At 44.2% G+C, this 19,184-nt stretch carries 15 protein-coding genes; 8 read left to right on the plus strand and 7 right to left on the minus strand.

What is annotated here, in order from left to right; all coding sequences use genetic code 11:
- Positions 1-134: 134 nt before the first annotated feature.
- Genes QZ019_RS00965 through QZ019_RS00980 form a run of 4 tightly spaced genes read right to left on the minus strand, consistent with a single transcriptional unit; the run spans position 135 to position 5,991 of the window.
- Positions 135-2,360, minus strand: coding sequence for a DEAD/DEAH box helicase (locus QZ019_RS00965; RefSeq protein ID WP_295481705.1), 2,226 nt, complete (start codon positions 2,358-2,360; stop codon positions 135-137).
- The gene (locus tag QZ019_RS00970; protein ID WP_294566369.1) at positions 2,357-3,685 is read right to left on the minus strand and encodes an ATP-binding protein; all 1,329 of its coding nucleotides are present in this window, start codon (positions 3,683-3,685) and stop codon (positions 2,357-2,359) included. Before QZ019_RS00970 ends, QZ019_RS00965 begins: the two co-directional genes overlap by 4 nt.
- A 55-nt stretch (positions 3,686-3,740) precedes the next feature.
- Positions 3,741-4,622: a 50S ribosomal protein L11 methyltransferase gene (prmA, locus tag QZ019_RS00975; RefSeq protein ID WP_294566367.1), complete on the minus strand. Its 882-nt coding sequence runs from the start codon at positions 4,620-4,622 to the stop codon at positions 3,741-3,743.
- Between the two features lie 7 nt (positions 4,623-4,629).
- Positions 4,630-5,991 carry a hypothetical protein gene (locus QZ019_RS00980; protein WP_295481707.1) on the minus strand — a complete coding sequence of 454 codons (1,362 nt, stop codon included), beginning with the start codon at positions 5,989-5,991 and terminating at the stop codon, positions 4,630-4,632.
- A gap of 258 nt (positions 5,992-6,249) precedes the next feature.
- Between QZ019_RS00980 and recJ the strand changes: the two genes are divergently transcribed.
- Entirely contained in the window at positions 6,250-7,947 is a 1,698-nt protein-coding gene (gene recJ, locus QZ019_RS00985; protein WP_295481709.1) for a single-stranded-DNA-specific exonuclease RecJ, read from the plus strand.
- 91 nt (positions 7,948-8,038) lie between these two features.
- On the plus strand, positions 8,039-8,671 hold the full coding sequence (locus QZ019_RS00990) for an RpiB/LacA/LacB family sugar-phosphate isomerase (protein ID WP_294566360.1): 633 nt from the start codon (positions 8,039-8,041) through the stop codon (positions 8,669-8,671).
- A 59-nt stretch (positions 8,672-8,730) separates the two neighbouring features.
- On the opposite strand, the gene QZ019_RS00995 is transcribed toward QZ019_RS00990, so the two are convergent.
- Entirely contained in the window at positions 8,731-9,540 is an 810-nt protein-coding gene (locus QZ019_RS00995; RefSeq protein ID WP_295481711.1) for a DUF2786 domain-containing protein, read from the minus strand.
- A 74-nt stretch (positions 9,541-9,614) separates the two neighbouring features.
- Positions 9,615-10,364: a polyphosphate--glucose phosphotransferase gene (ppgK, locus tag QZ019_RS01000; RefSeq protein WP_295481712.1), complete on the minus strand. Its 750-nt coding sequence runs from the start codon at positions 10,362-10,364 to the stop codon at positions 9,615-9,617.
- Positions 10,365-10,572: 208 nt separating this feature from the next.
- On the opposite strand from ppgK, the gene QZ019_RS01005 reads away from it, so the two are divergent.
- The 6 genes from QZ019_RS01005 to hfq all read left to right on the plus strand — a co-directional run bounded on the left by QZ019_RS01005 (position 10,573) and on the right by hfq (position 17,993).
- Positions 10,573-12,084 carry an NAD(P)H-hydrate dehydratase gene (locus QZ019_RS01005; protein ID WP_294566352.1) on the plus strand — a complete coding sequence of 504 codons (1,512 nt, stop codon included), beginning with the start codon at positions 10,573-10,575 and terminating at the stop codon, positions 12,082-12,084.
- Positions 12,071-12,574 carry a tRNA (adenosine(37)-N6)-threonylcarbamoyltransferase complex ATPase subunit type 1 TsaE gene (gene tsaE / locus QZ019_RS01010; protein ID WP_295481715.1) on the plus strand — a complete coding sequence of 168 codons (504 nt, stop codon included), beginning with the start codon at positions 12,071-12,073 and terminating at the stop codon, positions 12,572-12,574. The genes QZ019_RS01005 and tsaE overlap by 14 nt, the downstream gene beginning before the upstream one ends.
- Positions 12,562-14,196: an N-acetylmuramoyl-L-alanine amidase gene (locus QZ019_RS01015; protein WP_295481717.1), complete on the plus strand. Its 1,635-nt coding sequence runs from the start codon at positions 12,562-12,564 to the stop codon at positions 14,194-14,196. The genes tsaE and QZ019_RS01015 overlap by 13 nt, the downstream gene beginning before the upstream one ends.
- A 2-nt stretch (positions 14,197-14,198) precedes the next feature.
- Positions 14,199-16,142, plus strand: coding sequence for a DNA mismatch repair endonuclease MutL (mutL, locus tag QZ019_RS01020; protein ID WP_295481719.1), 1,944 nt, complete (start codon positions 14,199-14,201; stop codon positions 16,140-16,142).
- Positions 16,135-17,076, plus strand: coding sequence for a tRNA (adenosine(37)-N6)-dimethylallyltransferase MiaA (miaA, locus tag QZ019_RS01025; protein ID WP_295481721.1), 942 nt, complete (start codon positions 16,135-16,137; stop codon positions 17,074-17,076). The genes mutL and miaA overlap by 8 nt, the downstream gene beginning before the upstream one ends.
- Positions 17,077-17,738: 662 nt before the next feature.
- The gene (hfq, locus tag QZ019_RS01030) at positions 17,739-17,993 is read left to right on the plus strand and encodes an RNA chaperone Hfq (RefSeq protein WP_294566332.1); all 255 of its coding nucleotides are present in this window, start codon (positions 17,739-17,741) and stop codon (positions 17,991-17,993) included.
- A 354-nt stretch (positions 17,994-18,347) separates the two neighbouring features.
- Here hfq and QZ019_RS01035 read toward each other — a convergent pair whose 3' ends face one another.
- Entirely contained in the window at positions 18,348-19,163 is an 816-nt protein-coding gene (locus tag QZ019_RS01035) for an FGGY-family carbohydrate kinase (protein ID WP_295481771.1), read from the minus strand.
- Between the last annotated feature and the right edge of the window lie 21 nt (positions 19,164-19,184).

A 19,184-nucleotide genomic window follows, 5' to 3' on the forward strand; every position in this document is an offset into this window, starting at 1 on the left:
TGTCATCGTTAATGAAAACAAGGATGACACGCACACTCCTATGCGTGAAGTGGCGGCAATTGAGGAAGCGTGATAAAAACGTTTTAATTTTTCTATTCACAGCAAGCAACTGCGGTTTTAAAAATTAATTTGCATTAAAGTTCTTTAGCAAGACGCTTAAAAAATGTAAGAGCACCGTTTAAATCAAGCGAACGGTGCGCATAGTTAAGGCGCTTTAGCTCATTACTTAAACAATAGTCAAACTTATCTGTTTCAAGATTTTTAACTTTCATTACCAGATCGTTAAGCTTAATGTCATTTTGTCTTAATATGTTGGCGACAGCGACTTTTAAGGTATCAATGGAACAGTATTCCAGCTCAATATGGCTATTGTACTGAACATTTTTTATCTGTTCCTTTGCGAGCATGAGGCTTACGGTGCGCATGATGCGATCCCCTTTCCACGGGAAAAGAGCAAGGCCCTGCGGACCTGAGATCATGCACTTTTTATCAAGACCTAAATTAAAGAATGTATCCCGTCCTGCAGATAAGTTTTCTTTAGCTTGTGAGTTTAGGCAGGGAGGATAGTTGCCCTTCATATAAATATCGAACATGGTCATGCGCACTTCATCATGAATAAAACCGGTATTTCCGGAAACGGATAAAGGAGACGCATGAAATTTATACGGTTTAACCGAGATGATGCGCTTTTGGGTATTAACGTCGCTTACTATCCAACCGTTACCGGCAAAAAGGAAAGTATCCTGAACCGCTATCGGCTGACATAAAGGAATGGTACCGATATGTTTGCCGTTATATTCAATAACGTAATCCGGCAAGGTTTCAAAAGAGGCGTAAAACTTCCATTGACTGCACAATCTTTCGCCTTCAAGCCCTAAAGTTAACGTGCCGTCACGCAATTGCACGATAAGATCGTGTTCGGCAAGCGAACGCAGAAAGTTTGCGTATAAGGAGGCCGTGCACAGATTAAATGGTCCTGTTTTACATAGCAGTTCCCAAAGGTTTTTGGCTGAAACGCTGCCGTTTGCCGCGATTACCGATAGAGTCTGCTGCACCAAGGTGGAAAAAGAGTACTCTTTTTCAAGCGGCGGCTCATACCAGCGATTTAACAAAAGCTTAATCATTGCGGCAGATAAAACCGTATCTTCTGAAAGCTGCTCGGTTAAATAGTGTTTTGAACTGTAATATTCCGGGATGAAAAGTCTTAAAACCGCAAGGCCGTCACGGCGTCCCGAGCGTCCTAGACGCTGGCGTAATGAAGCTACGGACAAGGGCGGAGATATCTGACCTATAGAGGCGACATTACTTATATCAATACCAAGCTCCAGAGTCGCGGTGCATATGGCCGTGGTAGGCAGTCTTCCTTCCTGCAGCCGCGCCTCAAGGCTTTCGCGCATATCTTTTGACAGTGAGCCGTGATGCGGAAAGAATTCCTGAGGAACATGATTTTTGCTGCACAGCTCGTGAAGATCGCTTGCGATAACTTCGGTTGCGGCTCTTGAATTGGTAAAAACAAGATTTGTCGTACCGCGCAGCAGTCTGAAAATATCGCCGGCTATTTCCCGATAGCGGGTATCGGATGCCTTAATTGCCTCTTCATCCTTTTTTAGGCGCTTTGCTTCATTAATTCCTTTTTCTACATCATCATTATCGATGATATAGCCGCGAACCTGTACGGCAAGTCGAGATTTGCCGGAGCTGTCGTCTTTGATTAAATCGCATTTTATGGTGCGGTTATTTGGGCGCAGGTATTCGGTTACCGAGTTTAAGTTTGAAAAGGTAGCGGAAATGGCGATGCGCCTTATTACCCTGGCGACGCTGTTTTCAATACGATGCAGCTGCGATTGCAGCTGATAGCCGCGCTGGGTACCCATGAAGGCATGGAATTCGTCGATGATAACAAAATCGGTATTTTTAAACGCTTCTTTTATAAAAGCGTTGTGATTCATTAAAAGAGATTCAAGAGATTCCGGGGTGATGAGTAAAATTCCCTGCGGATTGTCAAACAACTTCTTTTTATTATTGGCGGCACTGTCGCCATGCCACGGCGTTACGGCGATTTTTAAGCTTTCGGTCAGATCTTTTAGTCTTCTTGTTTGATCGTTGATTAAAGCTTTAAGCGGACTGATGCAGAGAATTCTGATACCGGGTTTATTTTCTTTTGCAATATAAGTCAAAGCCGGCAAAAAAGCAGCCTCGGTTTTGCCGCTTGCCGTTGACGCGGAAATAATGATGTCATCGCTGCTCTTTAAAATCGGGACGATGGCATTTTTCTGCACCGGGTGCAGATCCTGCCATCCTCGCTGCCTAATCCATTTTAAAAGTCGCGGATCAAGTAGATCTATAGGGTTTTCCGTCATAGAGTAAAGGCAGTCAGCGCGTCCTCGTCATTGCTATCATCCTTATCGGAAGCAGCATCATTTTTAACCGTTACCAAAGAAGGATCGCTTTCATTTGCGACATTGATTCCTTCAATCAGGGTTTGCCATTTCAGATCCGGGTTTTGCGCTAAAATCGCCAAAAGATCGGTAAAGGCTTTAATAGTATTGCGCGGGGTTCTGAAATAAGCATCGCCGATGCGGTTGCTGCAGTGCTGCAAGAACGCGGTCAGCGCTTCGTCAGGCAACAGATATTTTTCTTTATCGCCGCCGGCAAATACGTTGCGGATATTGCATAAAAGAACGTAAAGCTCTTCAGGATGCAGATTTTCAAGCATTAAAACCGGACTGGTATAATCAACGACATTGGCAATTTGGGCAAATGAGTTTTCAGCAAGGCGTGAATGCAAAGCCTCATAGCTGTAAAGACCTTTTCTCGGATCGATTAAAAACTCGGGAGTTCCGCCTAAAAGGAAGCCCAAATATTCGGCAGAACCTTGCAGGCAGTCGTTTAAGATGCGCAGAATCTGCTCATAGTTTGCCGAGCGTGAACGCTGATTGGAAATTTTGTATAAATTGACCATTTCGTCAAGGTTGACGAGCAGACCCTTGTAACCTGCCTGAACGACGAAGCGGGCCAATAATTTTAAATGATCGTAAACGGATGAATCATCGATGATGGTTCTGACGTCCAAATCATTTCTTGCCTCGGTACGGGTTGAGTATTCTCCGCGCAGATATCTTACGGCGGCGGATTTTAACTCTTCATTATCTTCATTGTAGCCGCGCCAATATGCCGCTATCACTTTGGCAAAGTCGTAGCCACCGACAAGCTCTGAAAGCGATGACAGCTTTTCTTTGATTAGAACTTCGACGTCTTTTCCCTGTTTTTCAGCTTCGGCGCGCTGAACGGTGATGAATTTTTCGATGATGGGGATCATCGCGTTGCCTTCAGGGTGAGCGCGGGTCGCGATATTGCGGGTTAATTCCTGATAAAGATTACGCGCCTGACCGTTGCTTGCCTGCAAACGGCGATCCGGTGCTAAATCGGCATTGACAGCGACCATGCCTTTTTCCAAGGCAATGTAGCGGATTAATTGTAAAAAGAAGGATTTACCGGCACCGAAATCTCCGATGATAAGTCTGAAGGCGCTTCCGCCTTCACAGATCCTGTCAAGATCTTCGATTAAGGCTTTAACCTCGTTAACTCGTCCTACCTGAATATGTTCAAGTCCGATACGCGGAGTTACGCCGGCGCGCAGCGATTGAATGATTGCTGATCTTTCACGAGGTCTTATTGCTGCCATGCTTATTCCTTAAATTTACCAGAGAAAAATTTATTATAGCCCTATATGTTTAAATTTACTTCTTTTGCCCTGTAATTAACGCCCAGCCGTCTTTTTCACGACTTAACGTCATGTTAAAGTCTTTGCTGTAGGCCTCAATGATTTCAGGGGCTTGTTCTGTAAGAATGCCAGATAGTGCAAGCAGACCGTCAGGCGCCGTCAGTTTGGCAATATGCGGCTCAAGATCGGCAAGCGGACCGCAGAGAATATTGGCTACGGTAACCGGAGCCGGAGTTAATGAGGCACTGGATTTTTTGCCGTCGCATAATGTCAATTTATTTAAAACGCCGTTGCGTTTGGCGTTTTCTTTACTGGCTTCAAGAGCCTGCGGATCGATATCAACGCCGAAAGCTTCTTTTGCGCCGAGTTTTAATGCTGCGATGGCAAGAATTCCTGAACCGCAGCCGTAATCCAGGACGGTTTTATCGGTGAGATCAAGACTGTCAAGCCATTCAAGGCATAAAGACGTGGTAGGGTGCGTACCCGTGCCGAAGGCAAGTCCCGGATCGAGCATAACGGTAACGGCATCAGGCTCGGGAACTTTACACCAGGTCGGGCAAATCCACAGTCTTTTTCCGAATTTTAACGGCTTGAACGAATCCATCCAGGCTCTAATCCAATCTCTGTCCTCTAAATTGACCGACATGACAGGCACATGATCGCCTAAGATTTGCTTTAACGAATTTACTATAGCCTTATCGTCGGTTCCTTTATCAAAAAGACCGGTGACGTCGGTGTTGGGCCATAAGCGCCGTTCGCCCGGCAGCGGTTCTAAAATCGGGCTGTCCTCGGCATCGGAGTAGGTAACGGCAAGCGAACCTAATTGCTCGAGCAAGGCAGCGATAGTATCGGCGTTTTTTGAAGTGGTGCGTATTTTAATTTGGATCCAGTCAGACATATTTCACCTATAACGGTTTAACGTGCGGCATGGGTTTAATCGCAAATGCCGGGGTTAAGGGAACTTCCTGCTCGGTCATGAAGAACTCATTTGCGTTTAAAAGCTGCAGGCGTTTTTGAAAGAAAGCCGCATTATCCCCAAAATCGCAGGATAAAACCCGTTTAATGCGATCATAAGAAATTTTCTTATTGGTTAAAGTGTTTAAAGTCGGCATATTGATAAGTGCAATGTCGTTAATATGCAGAAAAACGGTACTGCCTTGCCGTTTTACGTCACGTAAATTACTAAGTCCGCCTAAGGAACGTAAAATCGCTATGACGCTTAAATCCGGGCTGTTTTTATTATTGGCGTTCGCTCCTGCTTTTATTAAGGATTTTCTTTGCTTTATTACCTGGGTTCGTTCTTTTTTGAACATGATGCTGATAAGAACGTAGAAAACCGGGAAGATGAAAGCGAATAGGAAAAGATAGATATGCGACTCTTTAAAACCGACAAGGTGACTTGTCATCATATTGATGTCGGGAGTATAGAGATTGGATATTTCGGTTAGAGCCGGCAGAATCATGAAGTAGGACAAAAAGCACAAGATCACGCTGTTTAACAAAAACACGATAAATGTGCCCGGCAGAAAAATCATTATCAGCAATGAAATAAGCGAGACGCAGCCGCCGATTGACGCGGTCATGGCGCAGATGGCTGCAAGAAAGGTTAAAAACAGCCTCATGCTCGGACCGTTAAAGAAGGAGCGCACTAAAATAATCGTCGGCAGGGAAATAACGTTGCTGACGAAGATTGCATTGATAAAGGCGTTGCGCATTAAAGGTTCGTAATTGGTCGAGGCAAGATAGCTTAAAAACTCATGATGTCCGAAAGTCTGCATTACAAGAAAAATCGGGGCATAAATAAAAGATAAGAAACTTGTCCCGAAAGCCGGACTGAAGCTGAATTCGACAAAGCTTTGAATCTGCCGCAATATGACGATTGAGCCGATAAGCACCAGATAGGGCAGGATAAACGCCGAGATGCGGTTGCCTTCATGAGTGTCGTTTATTGACTGATCTTCGTCAAATAAGACGGAAGAGGGCAGCATGGCAAGAATTGAGGCGGAAGCTGCAAATGAGCAGATAACCGGGTTGTGCAGCAGGTCAGGATTTATATTGGCGATAAGGACAACGAGGATAATATAAGAACTTAAGGTGATGATAAATTGGATGAAACGGTTTTTAAGCGGAATGAGCAAAACTAGGGTGATGGCGAAAATTCCCGGAAAAACGACGCGGATGATATTAAGACACAGATGACGAAGCCCCGGAGTCATTTCAGTTGAAATTCGCGGGCTCAGCGTCCATACGAGCAAAGCAAAAAGCATGAGTGGAAGCAGGAGAAACAAGCTTCTTTGCTGATAGGCCTGATTTTGCAGTCGCTTCAATTTATATCCCCGTTAACCGATCTTATTTATTTTAACAAAAACACTGCGTTTTCAATGAAAAAACTATCATTCTTGTATGAGATTAGAAAAAATTTTGGTAAACGGATAAATATCTTTAAGTCTTTTAGGCTAAAGCCAAACCCTTAAGGGGAGTTTTTTCTTGTGTTACAATTTGTGCCGGTTTTAAAGGAGAAAAAAGTGAAGATTGTAAGACGGGAAAGAGTTGATGACAGCGTACTTGCCGATCGCATTGCCGATCCGATACTGCGGCAAGTTCTTGTTAGCCGCGGTGTTACGTCAGATAAAGATCTTGACCCCGATCTTGCATTACTTTTGCATTATCGCGATTTAAAAGATATAAACGCAGCCTCAGCGAGAATTGCCGCTGCCGTAATCAATAAAGAGATCGTCATGGTGTGCGGGGATTATGACGTAGACGGTCTTACGGGTACGGCGCTGGGCGTTTTATGCTTGAAAGCTTTCGGGCTTGAGAAAGTTTTGTTTGATGTGCCGTCCCGTTATGACGGAGGATACGGCTTGTCATCAAAAATGATTGATAAGGCCAAAGATAACGGTGCAACCCTCATAATCACCGTAGATAACGGCATCGGTTGTCACGAATCGGCATTATACGCCAAAGAAAAGGGAATTGATTTAGTCATAACCGATCATCATGAAAGTTTGGGAACATTGCCTGAAGCTCTTGCCGTTGTCGATCCCAAGCGCCAAGACTGCAGCTTTGCCTCAAAAAATTTGTGCGGCGTCGGTGTCCTTTTTTATGTTTTAATCGCGGTCAGGGCCGTGCTTATCGAAAAAGGATATTACCCCTCGCGCAGCGATGCTCCCTGCATGGGACAGTTTTTGGATTTAGTGGCAATCGGAACTATAGGCGATGTCGTGAATCTTGATGCCAATAACCGCCGCTTAGTCAAAGCCGGATTGCAGCGTATGCAAAGGCAAAATGCGCAAATCGGCGTGAAGGCGCTTGCCGAGGTGTCAAGAATCGATATGGAAAAAATCGATCCTATCGCCATCGCTTTTGATTTGTGCCCACGGCTTAACGCGGCAGGACGTTTGAAGCTTGATGATAATCCTGCGCTGTTGTGCCTTTTATGTGATGATTATGACAAGGCTCTGTCGCTTGCGGTAAAACTTGATTTTTGCAATCGCCGCCGCAGTGATTTTGAAAAGGTGATGCTTGTCGAGGCAAAAGAGGATGCTCTGCTGCAGGCAAATGACAATGCTTTGGTTTTATACCGTTCTTCATGGTTAAGCGGAATTTCAGGGCTTATCGCAGGTCGGCTTAAAGAACAATATCAAAAGCCGTGCTTTGTCTTTGCCGGAGATACGGACAGCGTTACCGGATCGGCCCGATCGGTTCCGGGTTTTTCCATTGTCGGAGCTTTAAACCGTATCAATGAAGAGGCTCCTGATTTACTGCTGCGCTACGGCGGTCATTCCATGGCGGCGGGAGCTACATTAAAAGTTTCGGATCTTAAGCGTTTTAAAGATCTGTTAAATAAAGAAGCTATGACTCTTTTAGATAAAGACGAGCAGGAAGTTTTATCTGACGGCTGTCTGCCCGAGCCTTACCTTAAGGATTTGAATTTTGCTTTGGCGCTTGAGTCATGCGGTCCTTGGGGGCAAGGATTTCCCGAGCCGGTGTTTGACGGGGTGTTTTACATTGAAGAGGCAAGAGTTCTTGCCAATCGGCACGTAAGATTCAGATTGCGATCGGATAACACGGTATTTAGCGCAATCAGGTTTCGAGCCTCGGTTTATGAAAAGAATCTTCTGCCCGGCATTGAAGTTAAAGCCGCTTTTTCGGTGGGAGTCGATCGTTATTTTGCCAACGAGCGGGTGGAAATTAAGATTGAGTACATCGAGCCCGTATAGGGCAGTGAAAAAATTTGTGCTTTTTTGATACAAGATGGCTTTGATTGCTATATAGTATGTTCAGTTAATTTCTTTATTTAGGATAACGAATATGAAAATCGCTCTTATTCTGGAAAATTCCCAAGCCGGAAAAAACAAGATCATTTTTGAAGAGTTAAACCGTGCTGCAAAAGCTCACGGTCATGAAGTTTTAAATTTCGGAATGTATACCGCTGAAGACAAGCGCTGCCTTACTTATGTAATGAACGGTTTGCTCGCTTCATTGGTATTAACCTGCAAGGTTGCCGATTTTGTTGTAACAGGATGCGGAACCGGCGAGGGCGCTTGCGTTGCCTGTAACGCTTTCCCCGGTGTTCAGTGTGGACATGTAACTTCCCCGGTTGACGCTTACCTCTTTACCCAGGTAAATGCCGGCAATGCCATTTCCCTGCCTTATGCTCAGAATTTCGGCTGGGGCGGCGAGCTTAACTTACGTTATACCTTTGAAAAATTGTTCGCAGCTCCGTTCGGCGGCGGTTATCCTCCTGAGCGTGTCGAGGCCGAGCAGCGCAATAAGAAGATTTTAGACGGCGTTAAAGAAATCACTCAGCGTCCTTTAATCGAAGTTTTAAAGGGTCTTGATCGCGATTTTGTCAAGAACACGATTGACGATCCTAAGTTTGCTGAGCTCTTCTATCCGAATTGCCAGAATGAAGAAATTGCGGCTTTCTTAAAATCTTTATAATTTCTTCTCTGAAAGATGAAAATAAAGCGCTGATTTAAATTTCAGCGCTTTTTTAATGCCTAATTCTCATAATAAAGTTTAGTCGTTGTTTGTCCTTTAATTCCTTGAAATATGTTGAACACTTGCGCATCTTTACTGCCGCGAGTGTATGACTGCAGCATTTGTTTGGTAAATTTTTTGCTGCGCTGGCGCATATCGGTAAGATTAGGGTAATTTTTGGCCGTATAGTCAGCAATAAGCTTCTTTTCATTAAAGCTTAAGGCATAGTCCTGAACTTTTTCTTTTACGGCTTTTAGATAACCGTAAACGTAAGCTTCGGTATTTTTGGCAACTTCCTTATTCTCTTGTTGTTTGATTGTGTTTTTGATCCAGGTGTAAACGGCACTTGGCGGCATATTGAATTCGTGTGCGTACTCTAGGAGTCTCTCTTCTGAAAATAAGGCAATTTTCTTTAATGAAATAGGAGAAAGCCTTAAGCGTTCTTTTTTTGCAAATTCTTTTTTAATCAGGGCTAGCTGACGGGAAAGCAAGGTAAAGGTGTAGCTTGCCACTTCAACGCGATCTTTTGCGCCGATAAAAACGATGCTGTTGATTTTACCGTTTTGCGTGCGGAAAAAATGATCAAGCCCAAAAGCGCTGCTTATGATGCCGCCTAACAGTCCCATTAGATGTTTGGCTCTAAGCGCGGGCAAAGCTAAAAGTTCAATTTCCGTAACTGAGCTTAAATTAACGTCTTCAATACTGATGCTGTGCTCCTGCATGAGCTTTTGCGCACGCGACAGGGCAATGGCGGCTTCTGCTGGGTTAGAGCTTTGCGATAAGGCTAAGAACTTTTTAATTCTTTCAAGGATGTTCTGTCTATCGCTCATACTTTTTACTTTTGGATTTAATAGCTTAAAAAAAGGAGCACACTTAGGTGCCCCTTTAAAAGCGGGTTAAAAATTTAGTTTCCGGTAAGTCTTTCTTCGCCGTATAAAGCGGCACCGATAATTCCTGCAAGATTAAGTGTCTTTGCCGGAATCACTTCGGTTGTCAAATCAAAACGATCGGCGTACTTTTCAAATTTCTTTGAAGCTCCGCCGCCTAAGATGAAGACGTCAGGATGCATGACGAACTCAAGATGCTTTAGATATTCATTAAAGCGATCTCCAAACTCTTTCCATTTGATGCCGGCTTTTTCACGGGCTGCGTCCGAGCAGTATTTTTCAGCACTGTCGCCGTGGAAAATGACATGACCTAATTCCGAGTTGGGATAAAGTTTGCCGTTTAAGAAAATAGCCGAGCCGATTCCGGTACCGATAGTGAGCACGATGACAAGTTTGTCAAGGTATTCTTTGCCTGCTCCGAAATGCATTTCTGCAATACCGGCAACGTCGGCATCATTGGCGACAAATACCGGCTGACCTAAAGTCTTTGAGAAGAGTTGTTCAACCGGAGTATTAATCCAACTCTTATCGATGTTGGCGGCTGTAAGCACCGTGCCTCTGATGACGCGGGCAGGGAAGCCGCAGGATACGGGACCGTCCCACTTTATGGTTTCAACAAGCTCTTTTAGCGTATCGGCTATAGCTTCAGGAGTAGCGGGCTGTGGGGTTTTTATTCTGATCCTTTCCGTAAGCAAAGTACCGCTGTCGGTGTCGACGATAGCGCCTTTAATGCCGCTTCCGCCGATGTCTACGCCTAATATTTCCATTATGCTTCCTTCATATAATTAAGGGATTGCATTTACTTTTAAAAAGTAATCTAAGTGCAGAAAATATTAATATAAGCTTGGGCTTTTAAATTAATTTTTTCTCACAGTTTTACAATTTTTTACTCTGTTTTTGAGATTGACTTGCAAAAGATAGAAAAATCAGTCCGGTTTTCTTTACAATTTAGACAAGCATAAGGCGGAGCTAGATATGTCTAATTTATCCCATTTAGTATTTACGTCAGCGCAGATCCGCGCTATTGAAAAATCTCATGCCAAAGATCATGACGGACATTGCTTTGATTTAATGGAAGAGGCCGGAAAGAGCGTTTTTAACAATATAAAGTCGCATTGTCCTTTATTTCATGACGTATGGGTGTTTGCAGGAAGCGGCAATAACGGCGGTGACGGATATATCGTCGCGGCTTTGCTTTTGGATGCGGGCATCAGTCATCGTGTTTTTGCTTTAAATAAGCCGCACTCAGGCTCTGAGGCCGCAACGGCTTACGAGTATTTTTTATCTTTAGGCGGCAAGGTTGAGCATGATCTTCCCGATATTAATGAGGGACGACCTGATGTTATAGTCGACGCTCTTTTAGGTACCGGAATAAAAAGTGCGCCGCGTTCTCCTATTGATGAGTGGATTTTGTTTATTAACCGTACCAAGGCTTATACCGTGGCAGTTGACGTGCCATCGGGTGTAAATGCCGATACGGGAACGGTTGAAGGGGATTGCGTAAAAGCTGATTTGACCGTTTGCATGCTGGCGTTAAAACCCGGACTTTTAACCGGTGATGCCGTGGATTACACGGGAGAGGTTACCGTTGAGTCATTAGGTGTTGACGTGAGCGTATATCACGGCAAGCTTGCCGATCTTGATGAGGAAATTCATTTGCCTTTGCTGCGCCGCTCTTATGAAGACATCATAGATGATTTGCCGCATCGGGAAAAAACCGCTAATAAAGGAGACTGCGGCAAGGTTTTGATTATAGGCGGAGCCAAAGGAATGGGCGGGGCGGCTCGTATCTGCGCGCAGGGGGCGCTGCGTGCCGGGGCAGGCCTTGTCAAAGTCGCGACCGACAGCGTCAATATCAATGCGCTAAACGCAGGTCTGCCTGAGGCGATGACGGTTGATTTTAACGATGAAGAGGCAATGGCCAAGGCTTTAGCCTGGGCTGACGTAATCGCTATCGGACCGGGTCTTTCACAAGATGACAAAGCCCGCAAACTGCTTGAGTCAGCTCTTTCTTTTGACGGTACCGTGGTTTTAGATGCCGACGCTTTAAACCTTATCGCGTCAGGAGATTTCTCTCTTTCTGATAAAATTATCATGACGCCGCATCCCGGAGAAGCTGCGCGTCTTTTAGGACTTACTCCTGATGAGGTCAATTACGATCGCATTAAATCCGCCGTGATGCTGCAAAGAAAATTCGGCGGTATCGCTCTTTTAAAAGGAGCCGGCAGCGTGATTTGCGACGGCAAGAGGATTACTATCGTTCAGGAAGGATCCCCTTCTATGGCCTCAGGGGGTATGGGAGATTTATTAACCGGCATTATCGCGGCTTTTTTAGGTCAGGATCTTACCCCTAAGCAAGCAACCGTTGCCGCGGCGTGCGTTCACGGCCGCGCAGGAGAGCTTTCCGGTCGTGACGGCGGAATTATCGGCACTTTGGCCACTGATTTAACTTCATATGTAAGAGCATTGGTAAATGGCAGAAACTGAGTTTTCATTTAACATAAAAGATGAAGAGCACACTAAAAAATTAGGCGAGGTTTTGGCACGAGTGCTGCCTTCGTTCTCCCGTAGGGTCAAAAGAGCGGCCTGCGTCTTTTTAGAAGGCGATTTGGGCGCGGGAAAAACCACTTTATCCCGCGGCTTTATTCGTGCCTTAGGTTATGATGGTTTGGTAAAATCACCGACCTATACCTTGGTAGAGCCTTATCAAATCAAAGATTTGAATATTTTTCATTTTGATTTGTACCGACTTTTGGATCCGGAAGAACTTGAATTTATGGGAGTACGCGATTATTTTGCTAAAATCGGAGTATGTCTTGTAGAATGGCCTGAAAAAGCTTGCGGATTATTGCCCGATCCTGACGTCAGCGTAACCTTGTCTTACGCGGACGGAAGTCGTAATGCCGTTATAAACGTAAAGGCACTTAATGAAGAAGAATTAAACGAACTTGAAAAACTGTTGCCGTGCTTAAAATAATTAAATTTTTCTTAGTCGTCGCCTTATGCGCGTTATCTGCCGTTTTTGGCAGTGCCGCGATGGCTGACAGCATTAACAATGTCCGGGCCTTTGCCAATGCGGATAAGACTCGCGTGGTCTTTGATCTTGACTATAACGCCCGTTTTTCGACGGCGTTAAATGACGGCGGCAAAACTTTTGTTATTCGCATCAATAAAGTAAGCAATCCGGTTTCAAGCCCGCTAAGTTTTAGCGTGCAGGCAAACAGCGTGATAAGAAAAGTACTGCGCAATATTCAGAAAAATGATGTGCGCTATATTTTCACGCTTGAAAATTCAGGAACGCCCAATGTTTTCATGCTCGCGCCTCAGGACGGACATTCTTACCGTCTCGTGGCCGATTTCCCGCATTTAAAGAAAACCGCAGCGACCTCAAATGAAATCAGGGTTATATCTCAAGAAAGCGCACAGGATTTAAAAGGTAAAAATCGCGGCGCGGGCGCTTACGTGGCGCAGGTCGTAACTCCCGACAAGGCTGACAGCGCTGAAGATGCTTTTCTTAATAAAATGGGTAAAGTGGGCGATGACGGTATCAGAACCTTAACTCCTGCCGATGTGCAGGCTTATGAGAAGATGCTTGAGGAACTGCGCGAGCAGTACGCAAAAACTCCGGTTATTGAGGATAACAGCCCTGAAGAAGCGGTGCCCGAGACTAAGGCCCCGCCTCCTCCTAAGGTTATTATGTCAGATCCTGATCCGTTTATCATCGCGGTGGATGCAGGCCACGGCGGTAAGGATCCCGGTGCTATCGGCAAACGCGGCGTGCGTGAGAAAAACGTTACTTTGGCAATTGCCCGCGAACTTGCCCGCTATATCAATTCCGATAAACAGTTCCGTGCGCGGCTTATCCGCTCTAAAGACGTGTTTGTCGATTTAAATCGCCGCTCGGAAATTGCAAGACGGTATAAAGCCGATATCTTGATTTCGATTCATGCCGATTCGGTGGCATCAGGCTCATCGGCCCGCGGAGCATCGGTGTGGGTATTGTCAAATAATCGCGCCAAGCGGGAGAATCGTAAACTGTTAAAGGACAGCGGTAAGTCTTCACGTCTTTTAGGCGGCGCGGGAGAAGTGATTTCCGATCGCGACCAAAACCCGTATCTTGCGGCGACTATTTTGGATATGACCTCGGATAACGCGCGCTCTGACGGCTATATGCTTGGTGAGGAAATCTTAAAGAAATTAGGCGGCTTTACGCGTCTTCACAACCGTAAGCCGATTCACGCCTCACTTGCGGTTTTAAAATCGCCGGATATTCCGTCGCTTTTGATTGAAACGGGATTTTTATCCAATCGCTATGAAGAAATCCAGTTAAATCAGCCTAACTATCAAAAACAGATTGCTTACCGCATTTATCAGGGCATCAAAACTTATTACGCCAAATATCCGGCACAGCGCTTTAAGTCGCGCCAGGAATCGGCATTAAGAGCCAGTTTGCCCGAGCGTGACCACGTCGTGCAAAAAGGTGAGTATCTTACTAAAATCGCCCGTCATTACGGAGTGTCGGTAAGCGCTATCCGTCAGCGCAATAATTTAAAGAGCGACACTTTGAAAGTAGGGCAGCTTTTAATTATTCCGAAATAATCATGCCGATTCGCCGTTTATCCGTACAGCTTGCCAATCAAATCGCAGCAGGTGAAGTGGTCGAAAGACCCTCTTCCGTCGTGAAGGAATTGCTTGAAAACGCAGTTGACGCCAAAGCTACCAAGATTGTCTGCGATTTGAAAAACTCAGGCAAAAGTCTTATCAGGGTAAGGGATAACGGACAGGGTATTTCGCATGAGGAATTACCGCTCGCGCTTGCGCCGCACGCTACCTCAAAAATCGCGACGCTTGAGGATCTTGAAGCGATTTTAACTTTGGGCTTTCGCGGTGAGGCTTTAGCTTCGATTGCCGCGGTATCAAAGCTTACCTTAACTTCTCGTACTAAAGATGAAGATCATGCCTATAGTGTTGAGGTCGAAGGTCCGCAGCAAAACCCTGAAATTAATCCTGCCGCCCATCCCGTCGGCACGTCGGTTGAGGTTTGCGAGCTGTTTTTCAATACCCCGGCAAGAAGGCGCTTTTTACGCTCCGACCGTACCGAATTCATGCACATCCGTGAAATTTTCGTGCGCACGGCATTGGCAAATCCTGATATTGATTTTGAACTTAATCTTGACGGAAAAAATGTAATTAACGTTAAGGCGGTAATGGGGGATGAAAAAAAGCGCTTGGTCAGGCTTTCAAAGCTTGCCGGCAGTGATTTTAATCGCAGCGGCATCTTTGTTAAAGGCGAAGATCCTTGCCTGAACGTAAACGGAGTGCTCTTGCCGCCTTCTTCCGTTGAAGAAAGCGCGGTTGAAAATATCTTTTTGTTTTTAAACGGCAGACCGATTGCCGATAAAGTGCTGACTCATGCATTAAAGCAGGCGTATTCGGAAGTCGCGGGAAGACCATGTCCCGTGCGCTGCGTTTTATATTTAACCTGCGATCCGCATGAGGTGGATATCAACGTTCATCCGCGCAAAGACGAAGTGCGTTTTCATGAAGCAAGACTCGTGCATGACGTGCTGCTTGAGACGGTGGTAAATTCTCTTAGAAAAGCTCTTCGTGATACTGATGATTTATTAAAAGAAGATGCGGAAAATGAAAAAACTTTACTTGAAGATAAAACGCACAGTGATGAAGACAATTCTTTAAATCAATTTTTAAAAGATATTAAAAGCGTCCCTTCATTAAAATCCGGATCTTCTTATAAAAGCGGCGGTTCTGACCAAAGCTCTTTTGTCACGAGTAATCACGATTCTTTATCTTCTACAGCAAATCGCGGCGGCATCAATTACAGTCCGCACTATATTCAAATGCCTTCAAGCAAAGACGGTGTTAAAGAAAACCTGCGCCGTTATGATTATCAAATCGCAGCAGACAATGCCAGAAGCCGCGCCGGAATTTATGATGTCAAGCGAGTTGATTTAACCTCGCCAAAAGCGGCGAAGCTTCTTTCTTTGCCGGCACCTGATGTGCTCTTTATCATGCAGGAAAACCGCTATTTCTTAGTCAAAGCGTCAGTTTTAAACCGTGAGCTTGTCTCCCGCGACTATATGGCAAAGGTAAAACTCGGTACGGTTGAGGTGTACGCTTTGTCCATGCCTTTTGTGTTAAAGGCGCAAAAGCCGCTTATAAATGCAATTAAAGCCTGTCCCGAGGCGTTAGCGCGAGCCGGATTTACCTTAAATCTTAAAAAAGAAAGTATTGAGTTTTTAAAAATACCCGTACTTTTGCAAGGCGTTGACCTGGCGGGAATTTTGGTTAAAGCTCTGCCCCTTGCCGCTGCTTCGGCTAAAAATTTAAGCATGGGTATTTGTCCCAAGCAGCTTGCCGATATGTTTGCCGCGGCGAAAAAAAGCGTGGTTTATTATAAGGATGAGGCTCAATTGCTTGTGGATAAGATTTCCGATCCGGAAATTTTGGAAAGTTTAGGTTCTGACGCGTTTGAGCTTAATATCGCCCGCTGGGCACGGGAACTTGGAGGCGCCGGAAATGCCTGATTTTGATTCCTTGGTGATTTTAGGACCTACGGCCTCAGGGAAAAGTGCCCTGGCCCTTGAGGTTGCAAAGCATGTTAAAAGTGAAATCATAAGTCTTGATTCAGCTCTTGTTTATAAAGAGATGGATATAGGAACGGCCAAGCCCACTAAAGAAGAGCTGTCTTTAGTGCCTCATCATTTAATCAGCATTATCGATCCTAAAGAAAGCTACAGCGCGGCGCAGTTTAGAACGGATTGCATAAGCCTTGTCGGCAAGATAAAAGAACGCGGCAATCTGCCTATAATCTGCGGCGGTACCATGATGTACTATAAAGCATTGGTCGAGGGCTTATCCTCTTTGCCTGAAACCGATCCTTTAGTTCGTGAAAAAGTGGCAAAGGAAGCTGAAGTTCACGGCTGGCCTTATATGCACGCAAAGCTTGAGACTGTCGATCCTCTTTTATATGCAAAGCTTGCGCCTAATGATAAGCAGCGTATTTCCCGCGCGCTTGAGGTTTACGAGATGACGGGAAAAGCTTTAAGTTCTTTTTATGAAGCCAAAAAAGATGCCTGTCCTTTTTCTTTATGTGAGTTCGTGATTTTGCCCGATAACGATCGTAAAGCGCTGCGTGACGGCATAAGGGTAAGATTTGAAAAGATGCTTGAGTTAGGTCTTATCGATGAGGTTAAAAAACTAAAAGAAAGAGGGGATTTATCCCTTGAGATGCCGTCAATGCGCTCTGTGGGCTATCGTCAGGTCTGGGAATATCTTGACGGCGTTTATGACTATGACACGATGATTGAAAAAGCGGTGATAGCCACTGCGCGACTTGCAAAGCATCAGATGACCTGGCTGCGCGGGGGACTTAAAAGTGAAAACCGCACCGTTCTTGACTATAAAGATCCTAATAACCTGCAGAAAATCCTTAATAAGCTTTGTAATTTACAGGACTAGACCAAGGCTTTCTCTTAATAAACAACAGCAAAATAGTCAGAAAATTTAAATTACAGGCTTTGGTTTTTAAACTAAAAGTCTGTAAGTTTCTGCTTTACTATCAGGGCAAATCACATATTTATGTATAAAAGTGTGAAAATTAACACGAAATTATTAATAAAAATGTGAAAGACGGGGTATGAAACGATTTGTTTTGCAAAAATCGTTTCAATGAAAAGCTTCTTTTTATCGTAATTCTTTAATTTTCAAAGGAGTTCGGCAGTCTTTACTTGCCTGCTAGGCGGTTTCCCGCTATCGATCTTAGTGTATTTAATATTTCTTTGTTTATGGCTGATAAGACCGATAAGTTAATAGGTCTTGCGCTTGCAAAACAGTAAAACCGTGTCGGAAGCAAGCGTAAAGCTACACATTTAGTTTTTAAAACGTAAGCTTTAATTAATATGAACAAAGTTTAAAAAATTTGATATTGGTAAATTTTTTAATAAAAAAGTGCCTTTTTTTACTCACATTAGGCAAGCTTTTTATTAAAATTTAGCGGCTCATCACTACTATTTACTTAATTTAGTTGTAGTTTTGTACAAAAGGCGTAAAAGCGACTGTAAAAAGTTGTTTATCGTCTATTATTTAATAATGATTAATAAGCCAATAATAACGGGATAAATATGGCAAAAGTACAATCTCTTCAAGATCCGTTTTTAAATACTTTAAGAAAAGAGAGGATCTTGGTTTCAATATATTTGGTCAACGGCATTAAGCTTCAAGGTCAGATTGAGTCATTTGATCAATTCGTGGTTCTCTTAAAGAATCAGGTAAGCCAGATGGTTTACAAGCATGCCATTTCTACTATCGTTCCGGCTCGTGCTGTAAATATGCAGGCAGGACAGCAAGATCAGGCGGCAGAAGAGGTTCCGTCCTAATTAATTAACGATAAGTGCCTAATTTTGTGGTTAGGCACTTGCTACCTATTTTTAATACGTAAAAACAAGAAAACGCCGATTCAACATAGGATCGGCGCCGATAGGGTTATGTATTAAAGTTAGCTAAAACTCTTTTTTAATAAGCTCTCCTTAAAATAGGGCAATTAAGTTGCTCTGTATCTTTTTTCAAAGTAAAACCTTTTTGAAAATTAGAACACACAATACTTTTTATTATAAATGTATAAAAAATTGAAAAGGTTTGAGTTGGCAATTAAAGAAAAATTTAAATAAGGCAAAAAAAAAAGCTCTGCCGGGGCAGAGCTTATCAAAACAAGGAGTACTATGAAAATTAATTTAACAGCCATGCTTTAAAGCAGTTTTAACCGCTTTATGCCAGCCGTCAATTTTATTGCTGCGCGTTTTATCATCCATCTTAGGAGTAAAACCCTTTAAGGTTTTATCTCTTTTTAAGATGTCGTCAGTATAAATTCCTACGGCGATGCCGGCCATGTAGGCAGCGCCCATTCCTGAAAGCTCTGCATCCTTGGGGACTTTTAAAGGAAGATTTAAAAGATCGGCCTGAAACTGCATCAAATAGTCATTGCGCGTAGCTCCGCCGTCAACGCAAAGTTCACTTACGTCAATTGGTGCTGATTTACGAATAAGGTCAACCACGTCATTTACCTGATACGCAATGGAATCAAGCGCGGCTCTTACTATTTCATTTCTGCCCGTTACGCGGCTCATGCCGACGATAGTACCTCTGACGTTTCCGGTAAAGTAAGGAGCCCCAAGTCCTGAAAAAGCCGGAACGAAATAGGTTTTGTCGGAAACATGGGCTTTTTCGGCAAGATCTTTAGTTTCTTTAGGGTCGGAAATAAGTTTTAGGTCGTCTTTTAGCCAGTTTATAACGCCAGCAGAGTAATTAATATTACCCTCAAGCACATAAGTAACTTTAGATGCTCGTCTCCATCCTACAGAATTGACTATGACTTGTTTGCACTTTACGACTTTATCTCCTGCGTTCATCATGATGGAAGACCCGGTACCGTAAGTGGTTTTGGTATGTCCCGGTTGTAGACAGCCTTGACCGAATAAAGCCCCCTGTGAGTCGCCGATGGCGGCATGAATGGGGATCTTGTGTGCTAAAACACCGTCAAAATCAGTCATACCGAACACGGTGACTTTTTA

This window comes from uncultured Succinatimonas sp. (genome assembly GCF_905203285.1).
Classification (GTDB): domain Bacteria; phylum Pseudomonadota; class Gammaproteobacteria; order Enterobacterales; family Succinivibrionaceae; genus Succinatimonas.

Coding starts and splice junctions, on each gene's coding strand:
- ppgK (WP_295481712.1), bottom strand. CDS start 10,364: ATGGAAATATTAGGCGTAGACATCGGCGGAAGCGGCATTAAAGGCGCT.
- QZ019_RS01035 (WP_295481771.1), bottom strand. CDS start 19,163: ATGACTGATTTTGACGGTGTTTTAGCACACAAGATCCCCATTCATGCC.
- QZ019_RS00970 (WP_294566369.1), bottom strand. CDS start 3,685: ATGGCAGCAATAAGACCTCGTGAAAGATCAGCAATCATTCAATCGCTG.
- QZ019_RS00965 (WP_295481705.1), bottom strand. CDS start 2,360: ATGACGGAAAACCCTATAGATCTACTTGATCCGCGACTTTTAAAATGG.
- tsaE (WP_295481715.1), top strand. CDS start 12,071: ATGGCAGAAACTGAGTTTTCATTTAACATAAAAGATGAAGAGCACACT.
- QZ019_RS00990 (WP_294566360.1), top strand. CDS start 8,039: ATGAAAATCGCTCTTATTCTGGAAAATTCCCAAGCCGGAAAAAACAAG.
- QZ019_RS00995 (WP_295481711.1), bottom strand. CDS start 9,540: ATGAGCGATAGACAGAACATCCTTGAAAGAATTAAAAAGTTCTTAGCC.
- QZ019_RS00980 (WP_295481707.1), bottom strand. CDS start 5,991: ATGCTTTTTGCTTTGCTCGTATGGACGCTGAGCCCGCGAATTTCAACT.
- miaA (WP_295481721.1), top strand. CDS start 16,135: ATGCCTGATTTTGATTCCTTGGTGATTTTAGGACCTACGGCCTCAGGG.
- prmA (WP_294566367.1), bottom strand. CDS start 4,622: ATGTCTGACTGGATCCAAATTAAAATACGCACCACTTCAAAAAACGCC.
- QZ019_RS01005 (WP_294566352.1), top strand. CDS start 10,573: ATGTCTAATTTATCCCATTTAGTATTTACGTCAGCGCAGATCCGCGCT.
- mutL (WP_295481719.1), top strand. CDS start 14,199: ATGCCGATTCGCCGTTTATCCGTACAGCTTGCCAATCAAATCGCAGCA.
- hfq (WP_294566332.1), top strand. CDS start 17,739: ATGGCAAAAGTACAATCTCTTCAAGATCCGTTTTTAAATACTTTAAGA.